General features: G+C 33.0%; 18 protein-coding genes and 1 pseudogene. 12 read left to right on the plus strand and 7 right to left on the minus strand.

The features are described from left to right. Window positions 1–27: 27 nt before the first annotated feature. Together OZP07_RS03485 and OZP07_RS03490 are read left to right on the plus strand one after the other, a co-directional pair. Complete coding sequence (locus OZP07_RS03485) at window positions 28–1,065, plus strand: ATP-grasp domain-containing protein (RefSeq protein WP_281637307.1); 1,038 nt, start codon at window positions 28–30, stop codon at window positions 1,063–1,065. After that, the gene (locus OZP07_RS03490) at window positions 1,066–1,704 is read left to right on the plus strand and encodes a hypothetical protein (RefSeq protein ID WP_281637308.1); all 639 of its coding nucleotides are present in this window, start codon (window positions 1,066–1,068) and stop codon (window positions 1,702–1,704) included. It begins immediately after the preceding gene. Here the strand turns inward: OZP07_RS03490 and OZP07_RS03495 are convergent. Continuing rightward, window positions 1,697–2,275 carry a GNAT family N-acetyltransferase gene (locus tag OZP07_RS03495; protein ID WP_281637309.1) on the minus strand — a complete coding sequence of 193 codons (579 nt, stop codon included), beginning with the start codon at window positions 2,273–2,275 and terminating at the stop codon, window positions 1,697–1,699. The two genes, OZP07_RS03490 and OZP07_RS03495, sit on opposite strands and share 8 nt — an antisense overlap. 125 nt (window positions 2,276–2,400) lie before the next feature. On the opposite strand from OZP07_RS03495, the gene OZP07_RS03500 reads away from it, so the two are divergent. The 4 genes from OZP07_RS03500 to OZP07_RS03515 are packed head-to-tail and all read left to right on the plus strand — an operon-like array spanning window position 2,401 to window position 5,176. Continuing rightward, window positions 2,401–3,078: an SDR family NAD(P)-dependent oxidoreductase gene (locus OZP07_RS03500; protein WP_281637310.1), complete on the plus strand. Its 678-nt coding sequence runs from the start codon at window positions 2,401–2,403 to the stop codon at window positions 3,076–3,078. A 26-nt stretch (window positions 3,079–3,104) separates the two neighbouring features. Then, window positions 3,105–3,458 (plus strand): four helix bundle protein, encoded by a 354-nt coding sequence (locus OZP07_RS03505; RefSeq protein WP_281637311.1) that lies wholly within the window; start codon window positions 3,105–3,107, stop codon window positions 3,456–3,458. A 26-nt stretch (window positions 3,459–3,484) separates the two neighbouring features. Further along, window positions 3,485–4,084, plus strand: a complete 600-nt coding sequence (locus tag OZP07_RS03510; protein WP_281637312.1) for a SprT-like domain-containing protein — start codon at window positions 3,485–3,487, stop codon at window positions 4,082–4,084. 36 nt (window positions 4,085–4,120) lie between these two features. Then, window positions 4,121–5,176, plus strand: coding sequence for a mannose-1-phosphate guanylyltransferase (locus tag OZP07_RS03515; RefSeq protein WP_194639804.1), 1,056 nt, complete (start codon window positions 4,121–4,123; stop codon window positions 5,174–5,176). 102 nt (window positions 5,177–5,278) lie between these two features. Here the strand turns inward: OZP07_RS03515 and OZP07_RS03520 are convergent, their stop codons facing one another. The 6 genes from OZP07_RS03520 to gcvP all read right to left on the minus strand — a co-directional run bounded on the left by OZP07_RS03520 (window position 5,279) and on the right by gcvP (window position 12,877). Beyond that, window positions 5,279–6,040, minus strand: a complete 762-nt coding sequence (locus OZP07_RS03520; RefSeq protein WP_194639806.1) for an ABC transporter ATP-binding protein — start codon at window positions 6,038–6,040, stop codon at window positions 5,279–5,281. Then, complete coding sequence (locus OZP07_RS03525; protein ID WP_194639808.1) at window positions 6,037–6,786, minus strand: MlaE family ABC transporter permease; 750 nt, start codon at window positions 6,784–6,786, stop codon at window positions 6,037–6,039. Before OZP07_RS03525 ends, OZP07_RS03520 begins: the two co-directional genes overlap by 4 nt. A gap of 106 nt (window positions 6,787–6,892) precedes the next feature. Further along, a complete protein-coding gene (locus OZP07_RS03530; protein ID WP_281637313.1) occupies window positions 6,893–7,741 on the minus strand; it encodes a glycosyltransferase family 2 protein in 849 nt (282 codons plus the stop codon). Window positions 7,742–7,839: 98 nt separating this feature from the next. After that, window positions 7,840–8,367, minus strand: coding sequence for a class I SAM-dependent methyltransferase (locus tag OZP07_RS03535; RefSeq protein WP_281637314.1), 528 nt, complete (start codon window positions 8,365–8,367; stop codon window positions 7,840–7,842). A 190-nt stretch (window positions 8,368–8,557) separates the two neighbouring features. Further along, the gene (locus tag OZP07_RS03540) at window positions 8,558–9,616 is read right to left on the minus strand and encodes a 3-oxoacyl-ACP synthase III family protein (protein WP_194639816.1); all 1,059 of its coding nucleotides are present in this window, start codon (window positions 9,614–9,616) and stop codon (window positions 8,558–8,560) included. A gap of 411 nt (window positions 9,617–10,027) precedes the next feature. Continuing rightward, entirely contained in the window at window positions 10,028–12,877 is a 2,850-nt protein-coding gene (gcvP, locus tag OZP07_RS03545; RefSeq protein ID WP_281637315.1) for an aminomethyl-transferring glycine dehydrogenase, read from the minus strand. 220 nt (window positions 12,878–13,097) lie between these two features. On the opposite strand from gcvP, the gene OZP07_RS03550 reads away from it, so the two are divergent. From OZP07_RS03550 to OZP07_RS03575, 6 genes and pseudogenes are all read left to right on the plus strand, one after another. Further along, a complete protein-coding gene (locus OZP07_RS03550; protein WP_281637316.1) occupies window positions 13,098–13,910 on the plus strand; it encodes a UbiA prenyltransferase family protein in 813 nt (270 codons plus the stop codon). Between the two features lie 754 nt (window positions 13,911–14,664). Further along, window positions 14,665–15,126 (plus strand): hypothetical protein, encoded by a 462-nt coding sequence (locus tag OZP07_RS03555; RefSeq protein ID WP_281637317.1) that lies wholly within the window; start codon window positions 14,665–14,667, stop codon window positions 15,124–15,126. A 104-nt stretch (window positions 15,127–15,230) separates the two neighbouring features. After that, window positions 15,231–16,982 carry a tetratricopeptide repeat-containing sensor histidine kinase gene (locus tag OZP07_RS03560; RefSeq protein ID WP_281637318.1) on the plus strand — a complete coding sequence of 584 codons (1,752 nt, stop codon included), beginning with the start codon at window positions 15,231–15,233 and terminating at the stop codon, window positions 16,980–16,982. Next, window positions 16,969–17,715 (plus strand): LytR/AlgR family response regulator transcription factor, encoded by a 747-nt coding sequence (locus OZP07_RS03565; protein WP_194639825.1) that lies wholly within the window; start codon window positions 16,969–16,971, stop codon window positions 17,713–17,715. Before OZP07_RS03560 ends, OZP07_RS03565 begins: the two co-directional genes overlap by 14 nt. Window positions 17,716–18,137: 422 nt before the next feature. Beyond that, a complete protein-coding gene (gene makC / locus OZP07_RS03570) occupies window positions 18,138–18,539 on the plus strand; it encodes an alpha-pore-forming tripartite toxin MakABE regulator (protein WP_281637319.1) in 402 nt (133 codons plus the stop codon). Window positions 18,540–19,022: 483 nt separating this feature from the next. Then, window positions 19,023–19,517: pseudogene (locus OZP07_RS03575) on the plus strand (IS982 family transposase); the annotation flags it as partial. Window positions 19,518–19,552: the final 35 nt, after the last annotated feature.

Genomic DNA, 19,552 nt, shown 5'->3' on the forward strand with positions numbered 1-19,552 from the left:
AATCAGAATACAATTAAAACATAACTCTTGAAACTATTCTTTCACAAATTGACCCACTGGGAATATTGGCCTTTTCAAATGGTTTACATACCTATATATTTTTTATGGGCGTATTATTCTATTAAGGCAAAATCTATTTTTTTCTTTAATGCTTCCAATCCCACTATCAAAAATGGCGGTTTTATGATGGAAAGTAAAAAGCAGATTTATAACCTGATTCCACAAAATTATTACCCAAAAACCGAATTGATTCCAGTAGGAACTTCTTTAAAAAATATAAAAAACATCCTTGAAAGTGCATCAATTACCTATCCTTTTATTGCTAAACCCGATATTGGTCTGCGCGGTTCAGCGGTCAAAAAAATAGAGACTTTCTCCGATTTAAAACAATATGCTGAAAAAGCTCATTTTGATTTTATTGTGCAAAATCTGATTCCGTATAAAAATGAAATAGGTGTTTTTTATGTACGATATCCACACGAAAAGCAAGGAAGAATTACCGGCATTGTAGCTAAAGAATTTTTAATTGTTACTGGAAATGGTCACGCAACTATTGAAGAATTGATAAAAGAAAATCCTAGATTTGAACTGCAATTAAAAGTATTGAAACAAGAATATGGCAGTAAATTACAGAAGGTTTTGCCTGTGGGCGAAAAAATAAATCTTGTTCCTTATGGAAATCATGCACGTGGCGCTAAATTTCTGGATGTAAGCCATTTGATAACGCCAAAACTTACTGCAGTTTTTAATGAAATGTGTGGTCAGATTTCTGGTTTCCATTTTGGAAGATTGGATATTATGTACAATACTTTTGAAGAATTGGAACAAGGAAAGAATTTCTCGGTTGTAGAACTGAATGGCGCTGCCAGTGAACCGACACATATTTATGATCCCAAACATTCCTTATTATTTGCTTGGAAGGAACTTGCCAGACATATTACCTATATGTATGAAATTAGTTCCGCTAATTATCAAAATGGATTTCCGTATCTATCGCACAAAGCAGGAATGAAAGAATATCGTCTGCATCAAATGCAGAATAAGAAAATTATAAACTTTCAATAAATGAAAGCTTTTAAAAATATAGCAGTTGGGTTTGTGGTGAGCTTTCTAGGCTCACTGCCTCTTGGTTACTTGAATATCATTGGAGTTGAGGTTCTTTCTAAAGTTGGAATAAATCCTTTGATTTTTTATTTGTTAGGAGTTATTGTTGTTGAAGCTGTTGTGATTTATTTCACAGTGATTTTTGCCAATAAATTAGTGGGCAATAAAAAGTTAATGAAAGGGATTGATTTCTTTGCTGTGTTTTTTCTTTTTCTGCTGGCTTATTTGTTTTATGCCCATTCGAATCAATCAGTCGAAGAACATAATTATTTAGAAAGTTATGTTAGGTATTCTCCTTTTCTAATCGGAATGGTATTGTGCGGGATGAATTTTCTTCAAATACCGTTTTGGGTGGCTTGGAATTTATATTTGATGAATGCCAATCACATAGTATTGGATAGTAAACTAAAATTTCATTATATTTTTGGAACTTTAGTGGGAACCTTTTGGGGAATGTTATTAGCAATATTTGTACTGGATTCTTTATCGAAGAACACATTTTCTTTTTCGAAATACATTATGCCGATATGTATTCCGCTATTTTTTGTTGTTTTGGCCCTCTTCCAGATTTTTAAAGTCTATAAAAAATACATTAGATAAGAATCAAAGACGATTGACTCATGTCGTATGCCAAAATAAAATAGCTGTTATTATTAAATTGAAAATCACCAATAACAGACCATTTTAGCTTTTCAATATGTGCTTTTTGTGAGGGTATATTGGTTTTGTTGATAAAAGTAATACCCACAAGAAATTTTTCCCAAAGATGAATCCGCATAAAATCGAAGAAAGGATTAATCAGCCCTTTTCCTCTGTATTTTTTGTCAATGCAGATTGGACCGTATTGAAAAGTATTGCTATCAGTCATTTTGAAATCTTTAAAGGTAAGCTCGGGAAGCATTGGTGTCATATGATTAAAAATCGCCCATTGGCTGAAATATTGCCAGCTTGCTGCAAAAATGTAAGCGATTATTCTGCCATTCTCTTTGGCAACAAATAAACCTTCCTGGCGGATGACTTCCTGCAATTGTTCAACAGAAAAAGGAGTGGTTACAAAACCAGCAGTTTTTTCTTCTTCGGTCATGTTCGAGACCAGATAAATTTCCTGTAATGCCAATACACCTTCAATATCAGTGATTTTTGCTGTTCCAAATTGGATGTGATCAATCATTTTTGCAGATTCTAGTTTTTTGTAAAAATAAAAAAAATGGAGAAGTAATTATTCAGCCAGATAATGGATATTAGTTTTGAAATTTAAAAGTGTGGTTTTTTAACTGTTTTGCTTATTTTTGCCACATGAAAAATATTATTATTACAGGTACTTCAAGAGGAATAGGTTTTGAATTGGCATTGAAATTTGCTAATGAAGGGCATCAGGTACTGGCGTTGTCGAGAAAAGCTAATCAAGAGCTGCTTTCTCATCAAAACATTACTTTTCTTTCTGTTGATTTATCCAATGAAGCCGAGTTGCAGCAAGTGACCGAATTTTTATTTAGTACTTGGAAAAAAATAGATGCAGTTGTCCATAACGCTGGGAGTTTATTACTAAGACCTTTTTCTGAAACCACTCAAAATGATTTCGAGAATATATATAAAGTAAATGTTTTTGGAGTGGCTAATTTGACACGTATCTGCTTGCCTTATTTACAAAAAGGAAGCCACGTAGTCACTATTAGTTCTATGGGAGGAGTACAAGGAAGTCTTAAGTTTGCAGGATTAGCAGCTTATAGTTCCAGTAAAGGAGCGGTAATCACTTTGTCTGAATTATTGGCAGAAGAATATAAAGACCAGGGTATTTCATTTAATGTTTTGGCTTTGGGTTCAGTTCAGACCGAAATGCTGCAGGAAGCTTTTCCAGGTTATCAGGCACCTCTTTCGGCTGGTGAAATGGCTCATTATATCTATGATTTTACGCTTACAGGGAATAAATATTTTAATGGTAAAGTGTTGCCGGTTTCTTCTACAAATCCATAAGAATTATAAGTTATGAATTATAAGATATGAGTGAAAGCATTATCAGAATAAAAAGTTTTGAATTAGCGATAAAAGGCGTTAATTTTTATAAATATTTAGTTTCCGAAAAGAGAGAATTTGTAATGAGTAAACAGTTTTTGCGTTCAGTAACTTCTGTTGGTGCAAATATTCGTGAAGCTGTAAATGCTCAAAGTAAAGCTGATTTTATTCATAAGTTGTCTATTTCGCAAAAAGAGTGTGATGAAACAATGTATTGGTTAGAACTTTTAAAGGAAACAGATTATATTTCTGAAAAGGAATTTAGTACAATTCATCAGCAAAGTAATGAAGTTTTTAAAATCATTAGAAGCATAATCATTACTTCGAAGAAAAATTCATAACTCATAATTTATAACTCATAACTATTTTGTCAGAGACGCTTTTTAAATATTTGCCTGAACATGCCGTAAAACCAGCTTTTGAACTGATTGTGGCAAATCAGGTGCATCTTAAAATTGTCAATGAACGGCAGACACGCCATGGCGATTATAGAAAAGGACCGAGCGGGAAACACGAAATTACAGTAAACGCAAGTCTTAATAAATACAGGTTTTTGATAACACTGATTCATGAGATTTCGCATTTGGTGGCATTTGAAAAATTCGGAAGAAATATTAAACCTCATGGAGATGAATGGAAATATTCTTTTCAAAGGCTGATGATGCCGTTTATCCGGTCAGAGATTTTCCCCAGTCATTTACTGCCTTTGCTGGCGAGACATTTTAAAAATCCGTCTGCAAGCAGTGATACAGATGTTACATTAGCGTTAGCTTTAAAGCAGTATGATAAACCTAATGATAAAAGTTATATATTTGAAATTCCTTACGGAAGTGTTTTTAGAATTTCCAATGGGAAGATTTTTAAGAAAATAGCAATACGAACCAAGCGTTACGAATGCTTAGAAATAAGTTCCGGACGATTGTATTTATTTAATCCAAATGCTGAGGTGGAATTGCTGCCAAATTAATAAAAGCTGTTAGAAGGCTATAAAAAGAAGTTAAAAATGAACAAAAACTATTACGCAATACTTATGGCAGGAGGGATCGGTTCCCGATTTTGGCCGGTAAGTACGAAAGAGTTCCCAAAACAGTTTCATGACATGCTGGGTTCTGGAGAAACTTTAATTCAGAAGACATTCAGCCGATTGTCACAAATTATTCCGAAAGAGAATATTTTGATTTTGACGCATGAGAGTTATAATAATTTGATTTTAGAACAACTGCCAATGGTGAAACAGGAGCAGATTGTTTTGGAGCCTGCAATGAGAAATACAGCACCTTGTATTTTGTATGCCTCATTAAAAATTAAAAAAATGAATCCAAATGCTGTGATGGTAGTCGCTCCAAGTGATCATTGGATTGAAGACGAAATGCAGTTTGTGGCCAATTTACAGCGTTCTTTTGATCTGTGCGAAAGAGAAGAATCTCTGATGACTTTAGGTATTTTGCCAACAGCTCCAAATACAGGTTATGGTTATATTGAATTTGATAAATTAGACAGCCGCTCGATAAAAAAAGTTGTACAGTTTAGAGAAAAACCAGATTCAAAAACGGCTAGAAGATTTATACAAAGCAGGAATTATTTGTGGAATGCAGGTATTTTTATGTGGAGTGTTAAATCTATTTTGAAAGCTTTTGAAGAATTTCAGCCTGAAATGTATGCTCATTTTATGAAAGGGTTTGATGTATATAATTCAGAGGATGAACATGCTTTTATACAGGAAAATTATCCAAATGCTGATAATATTTCCATAGATTATGCGATTATGGAAAATGCTCAAAATGTGTATGTGCTTCCTGCAACTTTTGATTGGAATGATTTAGGAACATGGGGTTCATTACATGAAAAACTGCCAAAAGACGATAATAATAATGCAGTAGTAAATGCTACGGTATTATTGCAGAATTCTTCCAATAATATTGTAAGAACAGCTTTAGGGAAACAAGTAATTGTTGACGGATTGGATGATTATATTATTGTTGATAAAGATTCAGTTTTATTGATTTATCCAAAAAGTAAAGAACAGGAAATAAAAGGAATTGTTTCTCAGCTGAAATAACCGAAATATATTTTACTTAAAAAGGGCAGCAATAATTTAATTGCGGCCCTTTTTAGTTTTACTCCAAAGATGATGGTGTATTTATATATTTTGCTGAAGAGATTATTCTTTTAAATGCGCTTCTCTGACTTTTTTGAACAATTCTGAAGAATAAACAAATTCTACGATGGCTTCATTGTTGGTTCTGAAAATCTCTTCTTTATTTCCCTGCCAGGCTTTAACGCCATTTTTTAGAAATAAAATATTATCGCCAATTTCCATAACAGAGTTCATATCATGTGTGTTTACGACTGTTGTAATATTGTATTCTACCGTTATTTCCTTGATGAGGTTGTCAATTAAAATTGCCGTATTGGGGTCTAATCCCGAATTTGGTTCATCACAAAATAGATATTTAGGATTGTTTACGATGGCTCTTGCGATTGCAACCCTTTTTTGCATTCCTCCCGAAATTTCAGAAGGTAATTTTTTATGTGCGCCCACAAGATTTACTCTTTCTAAAACAAAATCTACTCGTTTCTGGATTTTTAATTTGCTGTCATTGGTGAACATTCTTAAAGGGAAAGCTACATTCTCGGCAACAGTCATGCTGTCAAAAAGGGCACTTCCTTGAAAGAGCATTCCGATTTCTGTACGTATTTCTCTTTTTTCGTCAGCATTTAAATCTGAATAAATCCGTCCGTCAAATGATATGGTTCCTGCCTCTGGAGTATGGATTCCCAATAATGATTTCAATAAAACAGTTTTCCCAGATCCGCTCTGGCCAATAATTAAATTGGTTTTGCCTGCTTCAAAAACACTGGAAATCCCTTTCAGAATTTTGACGCCGTTAAATGATTTTTCTATATTTTTTATTTCTATCATTTTGTTAAGAGTAATTGGGTAATAACATAATTGAGTACAATAATGGTAACCGAAGTCCAAACAAAGGATACGGTACTTGCCTTACCTACTTCAAGTGCCCCACCTTTCATATAATAACCATGAAAAGAAGGAATGGTTGCTAAAAGCATACCAAAAATAAATGTTTTAGTGAAAGAATATACAACATGAAAAGGAAGGAAATCCCGCTGAATTCCTTCGATAAAATCAACATCGGCACCAAAACCGCCATAAACGGTAGCGATATATCCGCCAGCTATACCCAAAAACATTCCAATTCCGATAAGGAATGGATATAAAAGCAATGCTATTATTTTTGGGAAAACCAAATAATTAAGAGAGTTAACTCCCATAACTTCTAGAGCGTCAATTTGTTCTGTAACGCGCATTGATCCTATGCTCGATGTTATAAATGAACCCATTTTTCCTGCCATAATGATGGACATAAATGTTGGTGCAAATTCTAAAATCACCGATTGACGGGTGGCATATCCAATAAGATATTTAGGAATGAAAGAATTAGTTAAGTTCAAAGCAGTCTGTATAGAAACAACACCGCCAACGAAGAATGAAATGAATGCAACAATGCCTAGTGAATCAATAATTAAATCATCGACTTCTTTGAAGATTAAACCTTTCATAACAGACCATTTTGTTGGCTTTCTGAAGATTTCTTTCCACATTAAAAAATATTTCCCAATTTGGGATAAATAGCGAATGAGCATCATTTTCTAGTATTCAGTTTACGGGTTACAGTATTCAGAAAAGAATACAGGTATGCAAAAATACTGTATTTTGTTGGAATTTTTGTTTTTAATTACCAAAGGGTAAATATTAAAACAATTTCTCTTTCATTTTTTGCAGGCGATAATTGCGTATGAATTTTGCCTGTTCATTAGTAACTAATAGAGGAGTTTTTGCCGATTTTGCTTTCCAAAAACCTTGGATGTAATCGAGAAAAAGAAGTGGTTTTTTCTTCATCATTGCCAATTTTGCTGATGCAATTGCAGTTATCCAGAAGCCATAGCCAAGTGTGTAAAATGCTTCACCTTGTTTGTAGCGCGCAGTTTTGTTGTAATTTGCACCCGTAGGTTTAAGATGTTTTACGTGCAAAGAAGCATCGGTAACAACCTTCCAATTGTAATATTTGCAAAGCAGTTCGTCAACCGTATCCCAGCCCATTGCAGGTTTTAATCCGCCAATTTGTTTAAAAGTTTCTTTTCGATATGCTTTCAGTGCGCCTCTGATGTGATCTTTGTCGGTTAGGTTTTCAAGAACCCAGTCACCGTTTTTTTCGATATAGCAAAATCCGCCGGCCATTCCGATTCGGTCATCCGATTTAAAATGTTTGATTACGGTTTCAAAATAATTAGAAGGAAAAATTAAATCGGCATCAATTTTTACGATTAAATCATAATCTTCGTCCAAAGTTTCAAATCCTTTCTGAAAAGCCTGAATCACTTTACTTCCAGGTAAATGAATTATTTCCGAAGTTTTATTTACCAGACTAATAAACGGATTTTCTTTGGCGAAAGCCGAAACAATCTCCGCAGTTTTATCAGTAGAATTGTCATTTACTACAACAACTTTGGCCGGCAAAACGGTTTGATTTGCTAAACTGTTTAAGGTTAGCTGAATGAAGGTTTCTTCGTTGTAGGTTGGAATAACTATGTAATATCTCATTTTAAGAATTTTAGATTTTAGATTGATGATTTTAGATTAACGATTTTGAGTAAAGGTTAAAATAAAAATCAAAAATCAGATATCGTTAATCAGTAATCTTAAATCTTAACTTTTTCTGCGTAAACTATATAATATCTCGGCGTGAAAAATCGTAATAAGGGACGGAAACCAATTTTTTTAACCGGATGAGTAAATTTCTCTCTGTCAATGATTTTCCAGCCTGTTTTTTCTAATAACCAATCCAATTGCCAGTCTTCAAATTCATGATAGTGCCTGTCCCACATATCAGTTTTACTACGGTAGGCAGAAGAAAACCAAAGGCGCAATGGAATTGAAATTAATAATTTATCTGATTTTATTTCACTTAAAATAGTATACGGATTGAGCAGATGTTCAAAAATTTCAAAAGCAGTAACGACATCCTGCTTTCCTTCTGAAAAAACATTTTGATTCATGTCTAAATCTTCACCAGTGGTGTTTTTTACAGAATAGCCTTCTTCTTTCATAATTTTAGAAAAAGGATTGTCAACACCAAGATCTAATATGGTTTGCGAAGGAGATACATGTTTCTTTAAAAATTCTAAAGTATGCTTGAATCGTTTATTGGGAAATGTTTTTTCGTACATGATTTTAATTTTTGACTACGCTTTTGCTTTAGCGTCTGCAAATATAAAGATTCTCTTTCTTATACTGTTTGTAATTTAATATTTGTCCCAATATTATTTGAGTTTAGAAATGTATTTTTTTATTTCTAAAACAAAAGCCCACTGCACTAAAAAAAGTGAGCGGGCTTACAATAAACGTACAGGGGTAATCTTAATATCGATAGACAAATGCATTAATATTCATACCAGCTCCTACCGAAGCAAAAATGACAATGTCACCTTTGTTTATTTCCTGATCTTCAATTTGTCCTCTAATCAGCAGGTCAAAAAGGGTGGGAACGGTTGCTACACTGCTGTTTCCTAATTCATGGATGCACATTGGCATAATATTTTTTGGAGGAGTCTGCCCGTGCAATTTGTAAAAACGGTGAATGATGGCTTCGTCCATTTTCTCATTAGCCTGATGAATCAGAATTTTTTTGACATCCTCAATAGCAATTCCGCTCTTTTCTAAACAGCTTTTCATCGCTGCTGGAACCTGACTTAGTGCAAATTCATATATTTTACGGCCATACATTTTGATGTATTTAGTGTCTGGATCTAACTCTGGATTGTATGATTTTCCGAAGAAAAGGAAATTAGCTTCTTCAGCAGCATAAGTTGCGCTTTCATAAGACAGCATTCCAGCTTCATCATCAGAGGCTTCTATAATCGAAGCACCAGCGCCGTCAGAGTAAATCATCGAATCTCTATCGTGGGCATCAACTACTCTAGATAAAGTTTCGCCTCCTATAACAAGACATTTTTTTGCCATGCCCGATTTTATAAAAGCATTGGCCTGCAGTACGCCTTCAATCCATCCAGGACAGCCAAAAAGAATGTCGTAAGCGACACACCTTGGGTTTTTAATCTGTAATTTATGTTTAACTCTTGTTGCAAGACTTGGTATAATATCGGATTGGTTTGTTCCGTATTTTACATCACCAAAGTTATGGGCAAAAATAATATAGTCTAATGTTTCTGGATCTACGCCTGCATTTTCAATTGCTTTTTGAGAAGCAAAAAAAGCTAAATCAGAAGAGGTATAATGATCCTCGGCATACCTTCTTTTTTCGATACCGGTAATGCTTTTGAATTTGTTAATTACAACTTCGTTTGGGTAAGCAAATGGAGAACCGTCTTCATTAAGGAAAACATGTTCGCTAAAATCAGTATTGCTAATTTTTTTCTCAGGAATATAGCTTCCTATACCAGTTATTTTTATTTTCATTTTGATAATTTCCAGAATAAATTTTGGCTAAATTAATTATAATAAATGTATAATAGTTAATATATTTATTATGCGTGCATATAATTATGGAATAATAAATATATGGCAAAAATATTGAATATTTTTTATTGAAAATGATTAAACAATGCGTTTTATTCTTAGAATAGGTATAAATAACAAACAGAGTTCTTTTTGTTATAAAGTTGTTTTTTGTTATTTTAAAAGGATAAATATCATTTTATTTTAACTAAAAAATGCGTGGTTTTTATTATTTAGCAAAACCAATTGATACCTATCGCAGTAATTCGAAAACGGTTTTAATAAATTTAAAAATAAATATTTGACTATAATAAAGAACCCTTTCAGTTTGTAGCTGAAAGGGTTCTGTATAATCTAAAATCTGCTGAAATTCTAGCTCTCCATGTATGCTTCAATCGGCGCACAGCTGCAAACCAGATTTCTGTCTCCGTAAGCATCGTCAATACGACGTACAGACGGCCAGAATTTGTTGTCAGCGATGTAATCCAAAGGATAAGCTGCTTTCTCTCTGGTGTATGGTAAATCCCAAGCATCAGAAGTCAACATTGCCAATGTGTGAGGTGCATTTTTCAATGGATTATTTTTGTCCTCGGCCGTTGCTTCTTCAATTTCCTGTCTGATAGCAATCAAAGCGTCGCAGAAACGGTCTAATTCGGCTAAATCTTCAGATTCCGTTGGTTCGATCATTAGTGTTCCGGCAACTGGGAAAGAAACTGTTGGAGCGTGGAAACCGTAGTCCATTAGACGTTTTGCGATATCGCCAACTTCGATTCCGTTTTGTTTGAATGCACGGCAATCCAAAATCATTTCGTGGGCAGCTCTTCCGCACTCACCAGTGTAAAGAATTGGATAGTGTCCTTCAAAACGTGCTTTCATATAGTTAGCATTCAAGATTGCATGTTCAGTAGCACTTTTTAATCCTTCAGCTCCCATCATTGTGATGTAACCGTAAGAAATTAAACAAACCAAAGCAGATCCATAAGGAGCAGATGAAATTGCTGTAATTGCCTGCTCGCCGCCAACATTTAAGATTGGGTTTGTTGGCAGGAACGGAACTAATTTTTCGTTCACACAAATTGGTCCAACACCAGGTCCGCCACCTCCGTGAGGAATAGCGAATGTTTTGTGTAAGTTTAAGTGACAAACGTCAGCGCCGATTGTAGCAGGATTTGTTAATCCCACTTGTGCGTTCATGTTTGCACCATCCATATATACTAATCCGCCGTTATCGTGGATTAATTTTGTGATTTCGATAATTGAAGATTCGAAAACTCCATGAGTAGAAGGATACGTTACCATCAAACAAGATAAATCATCTTTGTGTTCAATCGCTTTTTCTCTTAAATCTTCTACGTCAATATTTCCTTCCGGAGTCGTTTTAGTCACAATGATTTTCATTCCGGCCATCGCTGCAGAAGCAGGATTTGTTCCGTGAGCCGATGAAGGAATCAAACATACATTACGGTGACCATCGTTTCTAGAAAGGTGGTAAGCACGAATTGCCATTAAACCAGCATATTCTCCCTGAGCTCCCGAGTTTGGCTGTAAAGTTGTTCCGGCAAAACCAGTAATTACATTTAACTGCTGCTCTAATTTCTTAAGCATTGTAAGGTAACCTTCAACCTGATTAACTGGTGCAAATGGGTGAATGCTGTTCCAGTTTGGCATTGATAAAGGCAGCATTTCAGAAGCTGCGTTTAATTTCATCGTACAAGAACCTAACGAAATCATCGAGTGATTCAATGATAAATCTTTACGTTCCAATTTTTTGATATAACGCATTAACTGACTTTCTGAATGATGATTGTTGAAAACATCATGCGTTAAGAAAGTAGATGTTCTTTTTAATGAAGCCGGTAACTGACTTATTTCACTTAATTCTGAAACTGTGAAAGTTTCTTTTCCTAAAGCTTCAGCAAAAATCGCAATAATTTGGTTGATGTCTGTAACTGAAGTCGTTTCGTTAAATGAAATCGAAATGCTGTCGGCATCAGGATAAAAGAAGTTTACTTTGTTTTTCTCCGCTGTGGCTTTTACTTTTTGAGCGTCTGCTTTTACTAAAATAGTATCAAAGTAAGCTGTATTGGTTTGGTAAACTCCTAATTTATTTAAAGCTTCAGCAGCCGTAACTGCCGATGCGTGAACTTTGTTTGCAATATATTTTAAACCTTTTGGTCCGTGGTAAACTGCGTACATTCCCGCCATAACAGCTAATAAAACCTGAGCAGTGCAAATGTTCGAAGTTGCTTTTTCACGTTTGATGTGCTGTTCGCGAGTTCCTAAAGCCATACGTAAAGCACGGTTTCCGTTTGCATCAACAGAAACTCCGATGATACGGCCCGGCATAGATCTTTTGTATTCGTCTTTTGTTGCAAAATAAGCTGCGTGAGGACCACCGTAACCCATTGGTACACCAAAACGCTGTGTAGTTCCCACAACAACCGCAGCTCCCATTTCTCCCGGAGAAGTTAAAGTCGCCAATGATAAAATATCTGCAGCGAAGGCTACTTTGATTTCGTTTTCTTTTGCTTTAGCAACAAAAGCGCTGTAATCATTTATCTGACCGTATTTTCCTGGATATTGTAAAATCGCTCCGAAGAACTCATTTGAAAAATCAAAATTTTCGTGATTTCCAACAACTAATTCAATTCCGATTGGAGTGGAACGAGTCTGCAGTACAGATAAAGTTTGAGGTAAAATTTCTTCAGAAACGAAGAATTTGTGCGTATTGTTTTTCTTTTGATCGCGAGTACGAACATCAAATAATAACGCCATAGCTTCTGCAGCAGCCGTTCCTTCATCAAGTAAAGAAGCGTTTGCGATTTCCATTCCAGTTAATTCGATAACGGTAGTCTGGAAATTTAAAATAGCTTCAAGACGGCCTTGAGCAATTTCTGCCTGATAAGGAGTATAAGCTGTATACCATCCTGGGTTTTCAAAAATGTTTCTTTGAATAGGAGCCGGAACGATAGTTGGGTGATAACCCAAACCAATATATGATTTAAATGTTTTGTTTTTCTTCCCTAATTCGCGAATATGATTTGCAAATTCGAATTCTGTCATTGCAGGATCTAAATTCAACGGTGCTTTTAAACGAATGTCGTCAGGAAGGGTTTCGTAAACAAGTTGTTCGATCGATTCAACTCCAATGGTTTGTAACATGTGTTGAAGATCTGTTTCTCTTGGACCAATGTGTCTTAAAGCAAAAGCATCTGTTTTCATTTGTAGCTATCTATTTTTAAAAAAGAAATGTAATCTGCAAAGTATATTCTTCATTTGAATTAAGTTTATACCAAGATTATTACATTTTACAGTAAATGTGTTGTTTTTTTGTGGCGCAAAATTAAGTATTATTAATAATTTAATGGGTATTTTTAACTTCAATTTTTGTGAAATTTATAACTAAAGAGTTGATTTGTTAATAATTAATTATATTTACGAAATGAAGCTATTGAAACAGCTATTGAATTTTTACCTGAATAGCAGTATTCATGTGGCTTTGTCCTGTTATGCACTGGTACAGATTACGTTTCATGTGTTTCATATTCAGTACGATAAGCCGATGGCTTTATTTGTTTTTTTTGGAACAATTGTAGGGTATAATTTTGTTAAATATGATGCCTTGGTCCGGGTGAAGAAAAAACCGATTGGGAATTTATTGAAGATTATTGCTCTTTGTAGTTTGATTTCGATTGTTTTGGTTGGATATTATTTTTTTCAGTTAAAACGAATTACTCAGATAGTTTCGTTCGGAATTCTGGCTATTACAGCATTATACACACTTCCTTTTTTTCCTAACAGGAGTAATGCCCGAAACTGGGCTGGCGTAAAAATTTACATCGTGGCACTATGCTGGGTTGGTGCAACCTTGGTTTTGCCTTTTATTAATGCAGAGGTTCCTTTTTCTTCCGATTTTTTTATAAAATGTATTCAGCGGTTTATTCTGGTTTTTGTGCTGATTCTGGTTTTTGAAATCATTGATTTGGCCAATGACGATCCGCATTTAAAGACCGTTCCCCAGATGATTGGCGTAAAAAAGACAAAGTTTTTAGGTTTTTTATTGTTGGGTCCATTCTGGTTTTTGGAAGTTTTTATTTCGACATTCAATTATCATGATGCTTTGATAAATCTTGTTATGGTGGTTATACTAATGCTTTTTATTGCATTTGCAAATCCAAACCGCTCCAAATATTACACTTCATTTTGGGTCGAAGCAGTGCCTGTTTTTTGGTGGCTAATGCTGGCTTATAATTAGAAAAATAATAATTACTGTTTATATAATCCTAATCAGGGTCACGGCATCCGCATTTAAAAAAAGATAAACACGAATTTCACCGATTAACACTAATTCTTATCAAAATTGAAATCAAATTTTACAACTTTTTACAGTCTCGAATATTTTGTGTAATTAAACAGCAATCTTAATTCGTGCAGATTAGTGTAATTCGTGTCAGAAACTTTTAAAAGCGAATGCCGTGCCGTGAATCAGGGTATTCGCTTTAAAACTTTTAAATTCTATATACCCAAAGTATAAAAAAATGGCACACAGATGACAAGGATATAACGGATCTTGCACAGATTCCAGCTAAATTCTTAACGGATTTGTTAAAAAATCTGTTCTAATCTGTTTTATCCATGGAATCCGTGGCTAATTTAACTGTTTTGCGAAATGATATAGCAATATTTATTTTTAAAAGCGAATGCCTTAAATCCTAACTTTTATTCTCTTGTGCTATAAATATAGTGTCTTGTGCTAAAAATATACGAACTTGTGCATTGTATTTTGAGATTTAAAGCTTTTTTAATTTCTTTTGTTATGGAATTGATTTCAATTATAAAATAATTAGTTTTTTATAATTGAAGTTTCAAAGAAACATTTGCCCCAAATAATCATATCAAAATGAACTTGATATTTAATGTGAAATAAGTTTACGATTCTTTTTAGAAGTAAAAAAAATATCATTTCATTATACCGCTTAATTTATTAAAAAACTTTAAATTCTTTAATTATGGAAACAGCCGAAATAAAACAAAAAATCAAATTTGACCCTTATGTAGATTTAGGTGTTTTTGAACCAAAATCAAATGGTTCAATTCAGTTTGATCATATTCGTTCCCAAAAACCTTTACCAGCTTTAATAGAAGCAAACCGTAAAGCTGATGCTAATGGTATCAATGTTAGTGTAGTGGTGTTTATCGTTGAAGGATGTGAAAATCCTGAGATTGTTGTGACCCAGTCGTATTCGGTTTCTAGTTTGGGTGTTAATCAGTTACAGTTTTTTATTTCCTATGATTTTAATGAAGTTAAATCTAGTAATTTTAAAACTTACGAACTTAGTTTTGATGCCAAAGAAGAAAAGTTACCCAAAGGTGTTAAGTTAAAAGATATAGATACTGTAGAAATATTTTTGAGAGATACCGATCCAATAACTTCAAGAGGAACGGAAACGACTGTTCAACCAACTTCATAATAGTAATAAAAAGATAAAAGCGAATTATTAAATATAAGCAGAGCATAATTTTCTCTGCTTTTTTTATTGTTAAATTTTAACTAAATTGCGAATAAAATTCGCTTATGAAAGATTTATATAAAGTAGTCTTTTTGTTTGTTTTTTTTACCAATTCACTATTTATTTTTTCTCAGCATAGTAATAGTACTACGATTTTTGAACAAGAAATTAAAAACAGAAGTGGTCACTACATTAAAGACCCTGATTTTAAGAAAGCGCAAGTTTTTTTTTTAGAGCAAAATTGGGATTCTACACTAGTATATGCCATGAAGCAATTAAGTCAGTCTTCACAAAATCGAGAAATCCAGAATTATTGTCATTTATTTAGAGGGTTTAGCTTTGAAGAAAAGAAGATATTTAATGAAGGCCAAAAAGAATTAATCAACGTTTCTAAAGAATTTGCTTTTTATTATAATGCCAGAATGAAATTGGCTGAAATTGCTCTTGAACAAAAGCAGTTTCAAAAAGCGATTAAGTATTTCAAAGAAATTGAACATGTAAACGATAGTAAACTTCTAGGAATAAAAAAAAGTAATGTAAAGCATAACTTAGGAATATGCTATTTGCATCTTAATGTATTTGAAAAAGCTGAGTTTTATCTGCTTGAAAGCATAAAACTGCAAGAGCAGCAAAAAGATTCTTTAATGCTTATTGGGTCTTATGGAGATGTTGCTAATTTATATTATGTACAATATAAAGACAATCTTGCCATTCCCTATTTTGAGAAAGCATATGCTTTATCAAAAAAAATCAAAAATTTCGATTTAAAAAGAAGAACAGCACTCAATATGGCTGTTATCGAAAAAAACCGCAATAATTTTGCAAAAGCATTAGCGTACAGAGAAGAATATGACCAATGGAAAGATTCTTTGAACAATCAAAATAAAGTATGGGAAATAGCACAAACAGAAAAGAAATTTGCCGTTAAGCAAAAACAAAATGAAGTTAATTTACTCAAAACTGAAAATAGAGTACAAAAAACACAACAGTTAGGTTTAATAGTATCTATAACCTTGGTCAGTATTTTGTTCCTAATGGCTGTATATTTTTACCGTCAAAAAGCGAAGCAAAATCAAGTGATTTCAAAACAAAAAGAAACCCTAGATGAGTTGAATGCCACAAAAGACAAGTTGTTTTCTATTGTAAGTCATGATTTGCGTTCCTCGGTACATGCTATGAAAACCAGTAATGCCAAGTTATTAGAAAAAGTAGCCACAAAAGATCTGGAAGAAATTGATACCATATTGCATCAAAATAGTGGTATTGCAAACAGTACTTACAATTTATTAGATAACCTTTTGCACTGGGCATTATTGCAAACAAAACAAGCTTATTTTGAAATCACTTCTTTGCGTTTATTTTTTATAGTAGAGCAAGTGGCATACAATTATCAGCCTTTGATGGCAGAGAAAAATATTCTTTTTGAAAATACAATCTCCAAAAAAGATTTCGTTCTTGCCGATCAGGAATCGCTAAAATTACTGCTGCGAAATTTTTTTGACAATGCTATTAAATTTTCAAATGAAAATGGATTTATAAAAATTTATACTCAAAACGATAGTGATACTTATTGCGATTTAATTATTGAAGACAATGGTATTGGCATGAGTGGCGATACTATAGCAAGTATTCTTAAAGACAGTACATTGTTATCTAAAAAAGAAAATGAAAAGAGCATAGGTACAGGTCTAGGCTTACAGTTGTGTAAGTCAATGATTAAAAAAAATAACGGAAAATTAGATATAAAAAGCGAGTTAGGAAAAGGAACAAAATTCATTGTATCTTTGCTTAAAACGCCGCCTCATGAACAAAATTAACCTGCTGATTGTTGAAGATACTCCATCAGAAAGTGATGCCCTTATTAAAGTACTTGAAGCCAATAACTATAATGTAGTTGGTGTAGCTGCAAATCATAAAGATGCTTTAGCTCTTTTTTGCAGCAACAAAATAGATATCGCTATTGTAGATATTTTTCTAAATGGTTCTCCAGAAGGTATTGCATTTGCCGAAACCATAAATGTATTGCCCAATGCTCCAAAACCTTTGGTTTTTTTAACAAGTTCTACTGACATGCATATTTTTGAAAGAGCAAAACTTACCAAGCCGTTCAGTTATCTGATGAAACCATTTAATGAGCTAGAACTTTTATTCGCTCTTGAACTTGCCGTCGAAAAATTTTATGGACAAAAAGATGTTTTTCTGAGTGATGAAGAAAATACCGTTATTAGTGAAGAATTTTTATTCATTAAAAAAGGGAAATCACTCAAAAAAGTGCATCTGCAGGATATTATTTATATTGAGGTAGAAGAAAAATATTGCAATATAGTTACTGAAAAAGAAAAGTTTTTAATTCTAATTTCATTAACTAAAATACTAGAGTTGCTTGATGCAAAACTTTTTTATAGAACACATAGAAATTATATTGTAAACATTCAAAAAATAACAGAAATTATTCCTATAGACAATCTTATTTTTTTGATTGGGGGACACAAGGTAACTCTCAGCGAGAAATATAAAGATATTTTAAAGAGAGTCCGTACTCTAAGATAATATACTTCAAAAACGATTTTAATGGAGAGCTATTTTTTGATCCATGTAAAATCTTAAATTTATTGGTTCAGATTTGTAAAGAAAGACTTAAAAGACAGTTACTGTTTTTTAAGTCTTTTTTTGTGCTAATTTTTGACACTTTCGTGGATAAGAAGGCTTTGCTTGTTCCATTTTTATAATTAAAAAAGTGGAGTTGTATTAGTTTTACTAAAGAAATAAAAAGCTAGCTAGATTTATTTTTAATTTTTTCCAACTTAATGATTCAAAAGTATATACCCGGCTGTGCTATCAGTATTTTTAAAATGACTTGTTGAAATACATTAATGAGAAAATAAATGAAAAAAGTGGAGTTCAGAAACCACTATAAAAACGAGGCGAATCCTGAAAAGCCTTATGAGTAGGGGAAACTAAAAACTAAAAAAATGAGTAAAATTAATGTTTTAATAGTAGTTGATGCTTTAGGAGCAGCAACATCAGGGAATCTTCAAAATAATGTTTATTTGGTAGATACTAATAAACATGTCGGTTCAGGAAACGAAGGTCAAGCAGAATTATATACAGTTTGCACAAGTACAAGTCAAAAATCAGATACTATTGTATGGTCAATTGCTCCAGTTGATCCTGATTCCGATGTAAGTATTAATAGTTTTACTGGACAAATGATAAGCAGTAAAGCCTTGATTCCTACAATGAATGCTGATGGATCATGGCAGGGACTTTTAGCTCCAAATTTGCCAGCAGGAAATATTCAATACTCAGTAGTAGTTAGTATTGATGGTACAAATTATACTTTTGATCCTTTTTTAAGTGTTAATAACAATTAATTTTGTTTAGCTATACGGTAAATTATAATTAGGGTCTGCTGAAAAACTCAAAACCTCATAAAAAGCAGTAGTTGAGAAGTTGAATTTTATTATTAGGTGCAAGGTTTTTGCACAATCATCCTCAAACCTTGCACCTAATATAATTCAATTTTTGCAATTTATATTTTTAAAGCTCCATTTTAAAGGCTATAAATGAATTAAAACCTTTCAAAAACTACTAAAGTTGAGGATTTTGGGTAAAAATTGACACTAATTTGCGTTAAGTTAGTTTTTCAGCAGACCCTAAATAAACGAATCTTCCTGTAAAGGTTAATTGCAGGGGCGAATTCTGAAAAGCCTTATGAGTAGGAACAACAATTAAATTATAAAAATTAGGTACTATCTCATAAAGTGTGTAAGTAAAAAAGATATTAGGGTTTGCACAAACCCCTATATTTTTAAACTTACACACTTTTTAGGATAGTGTCGTAAAACGAGTTTGAAACTGCTCCTTCAAAAGGGTTTTGTGCTTTTCAAAACAACTGGTTTTACGGATATAAATTGCACGGGGTTTGTTCTATAAATGGAATTTTCCATTCATTGGATATTACAAAAGCAGAAGTTCACGATGTTCATTTTTTAAAGAACATAAAACATCAAATGTCTGATTGTATTTTGCTTGTCGATAGAGGTTACTTGTCTCAAAGCATTCAATTGGATTTGTTTCAAACGGTAAATATTAAATTAGTAACACCAAAAAGGAAAAATCAAAAAGACTATAAACCAAAACCTTATATCTTTAGAAAATCAAGAAAAAGAATTGAAACATTATTTTCTCAACTATGCGACCAGTTCAGAATTAGAAACAATTACGCTAAAACTTTTGAAGGTTTTAAAACAAGAATTTTAGCAAAAATAACAGCATTAACATTGGTTCAGTCTATCAATAAATTCATTTTTGATAGACCTATAAACAATATTAAAAATCAAATAATTTAATTACACCCAACGGGTTATTATTATTATTATTATTA

The organism is Flavobacterium marginilacus, assembly GCF_026870155.1.
Lineage (GTDB): Bacteria > Bacteroidota > Bacteroidia > Flavobacteriales > Flavobacteriaceae > Flavobacterium > Flavobacterium marginilacus.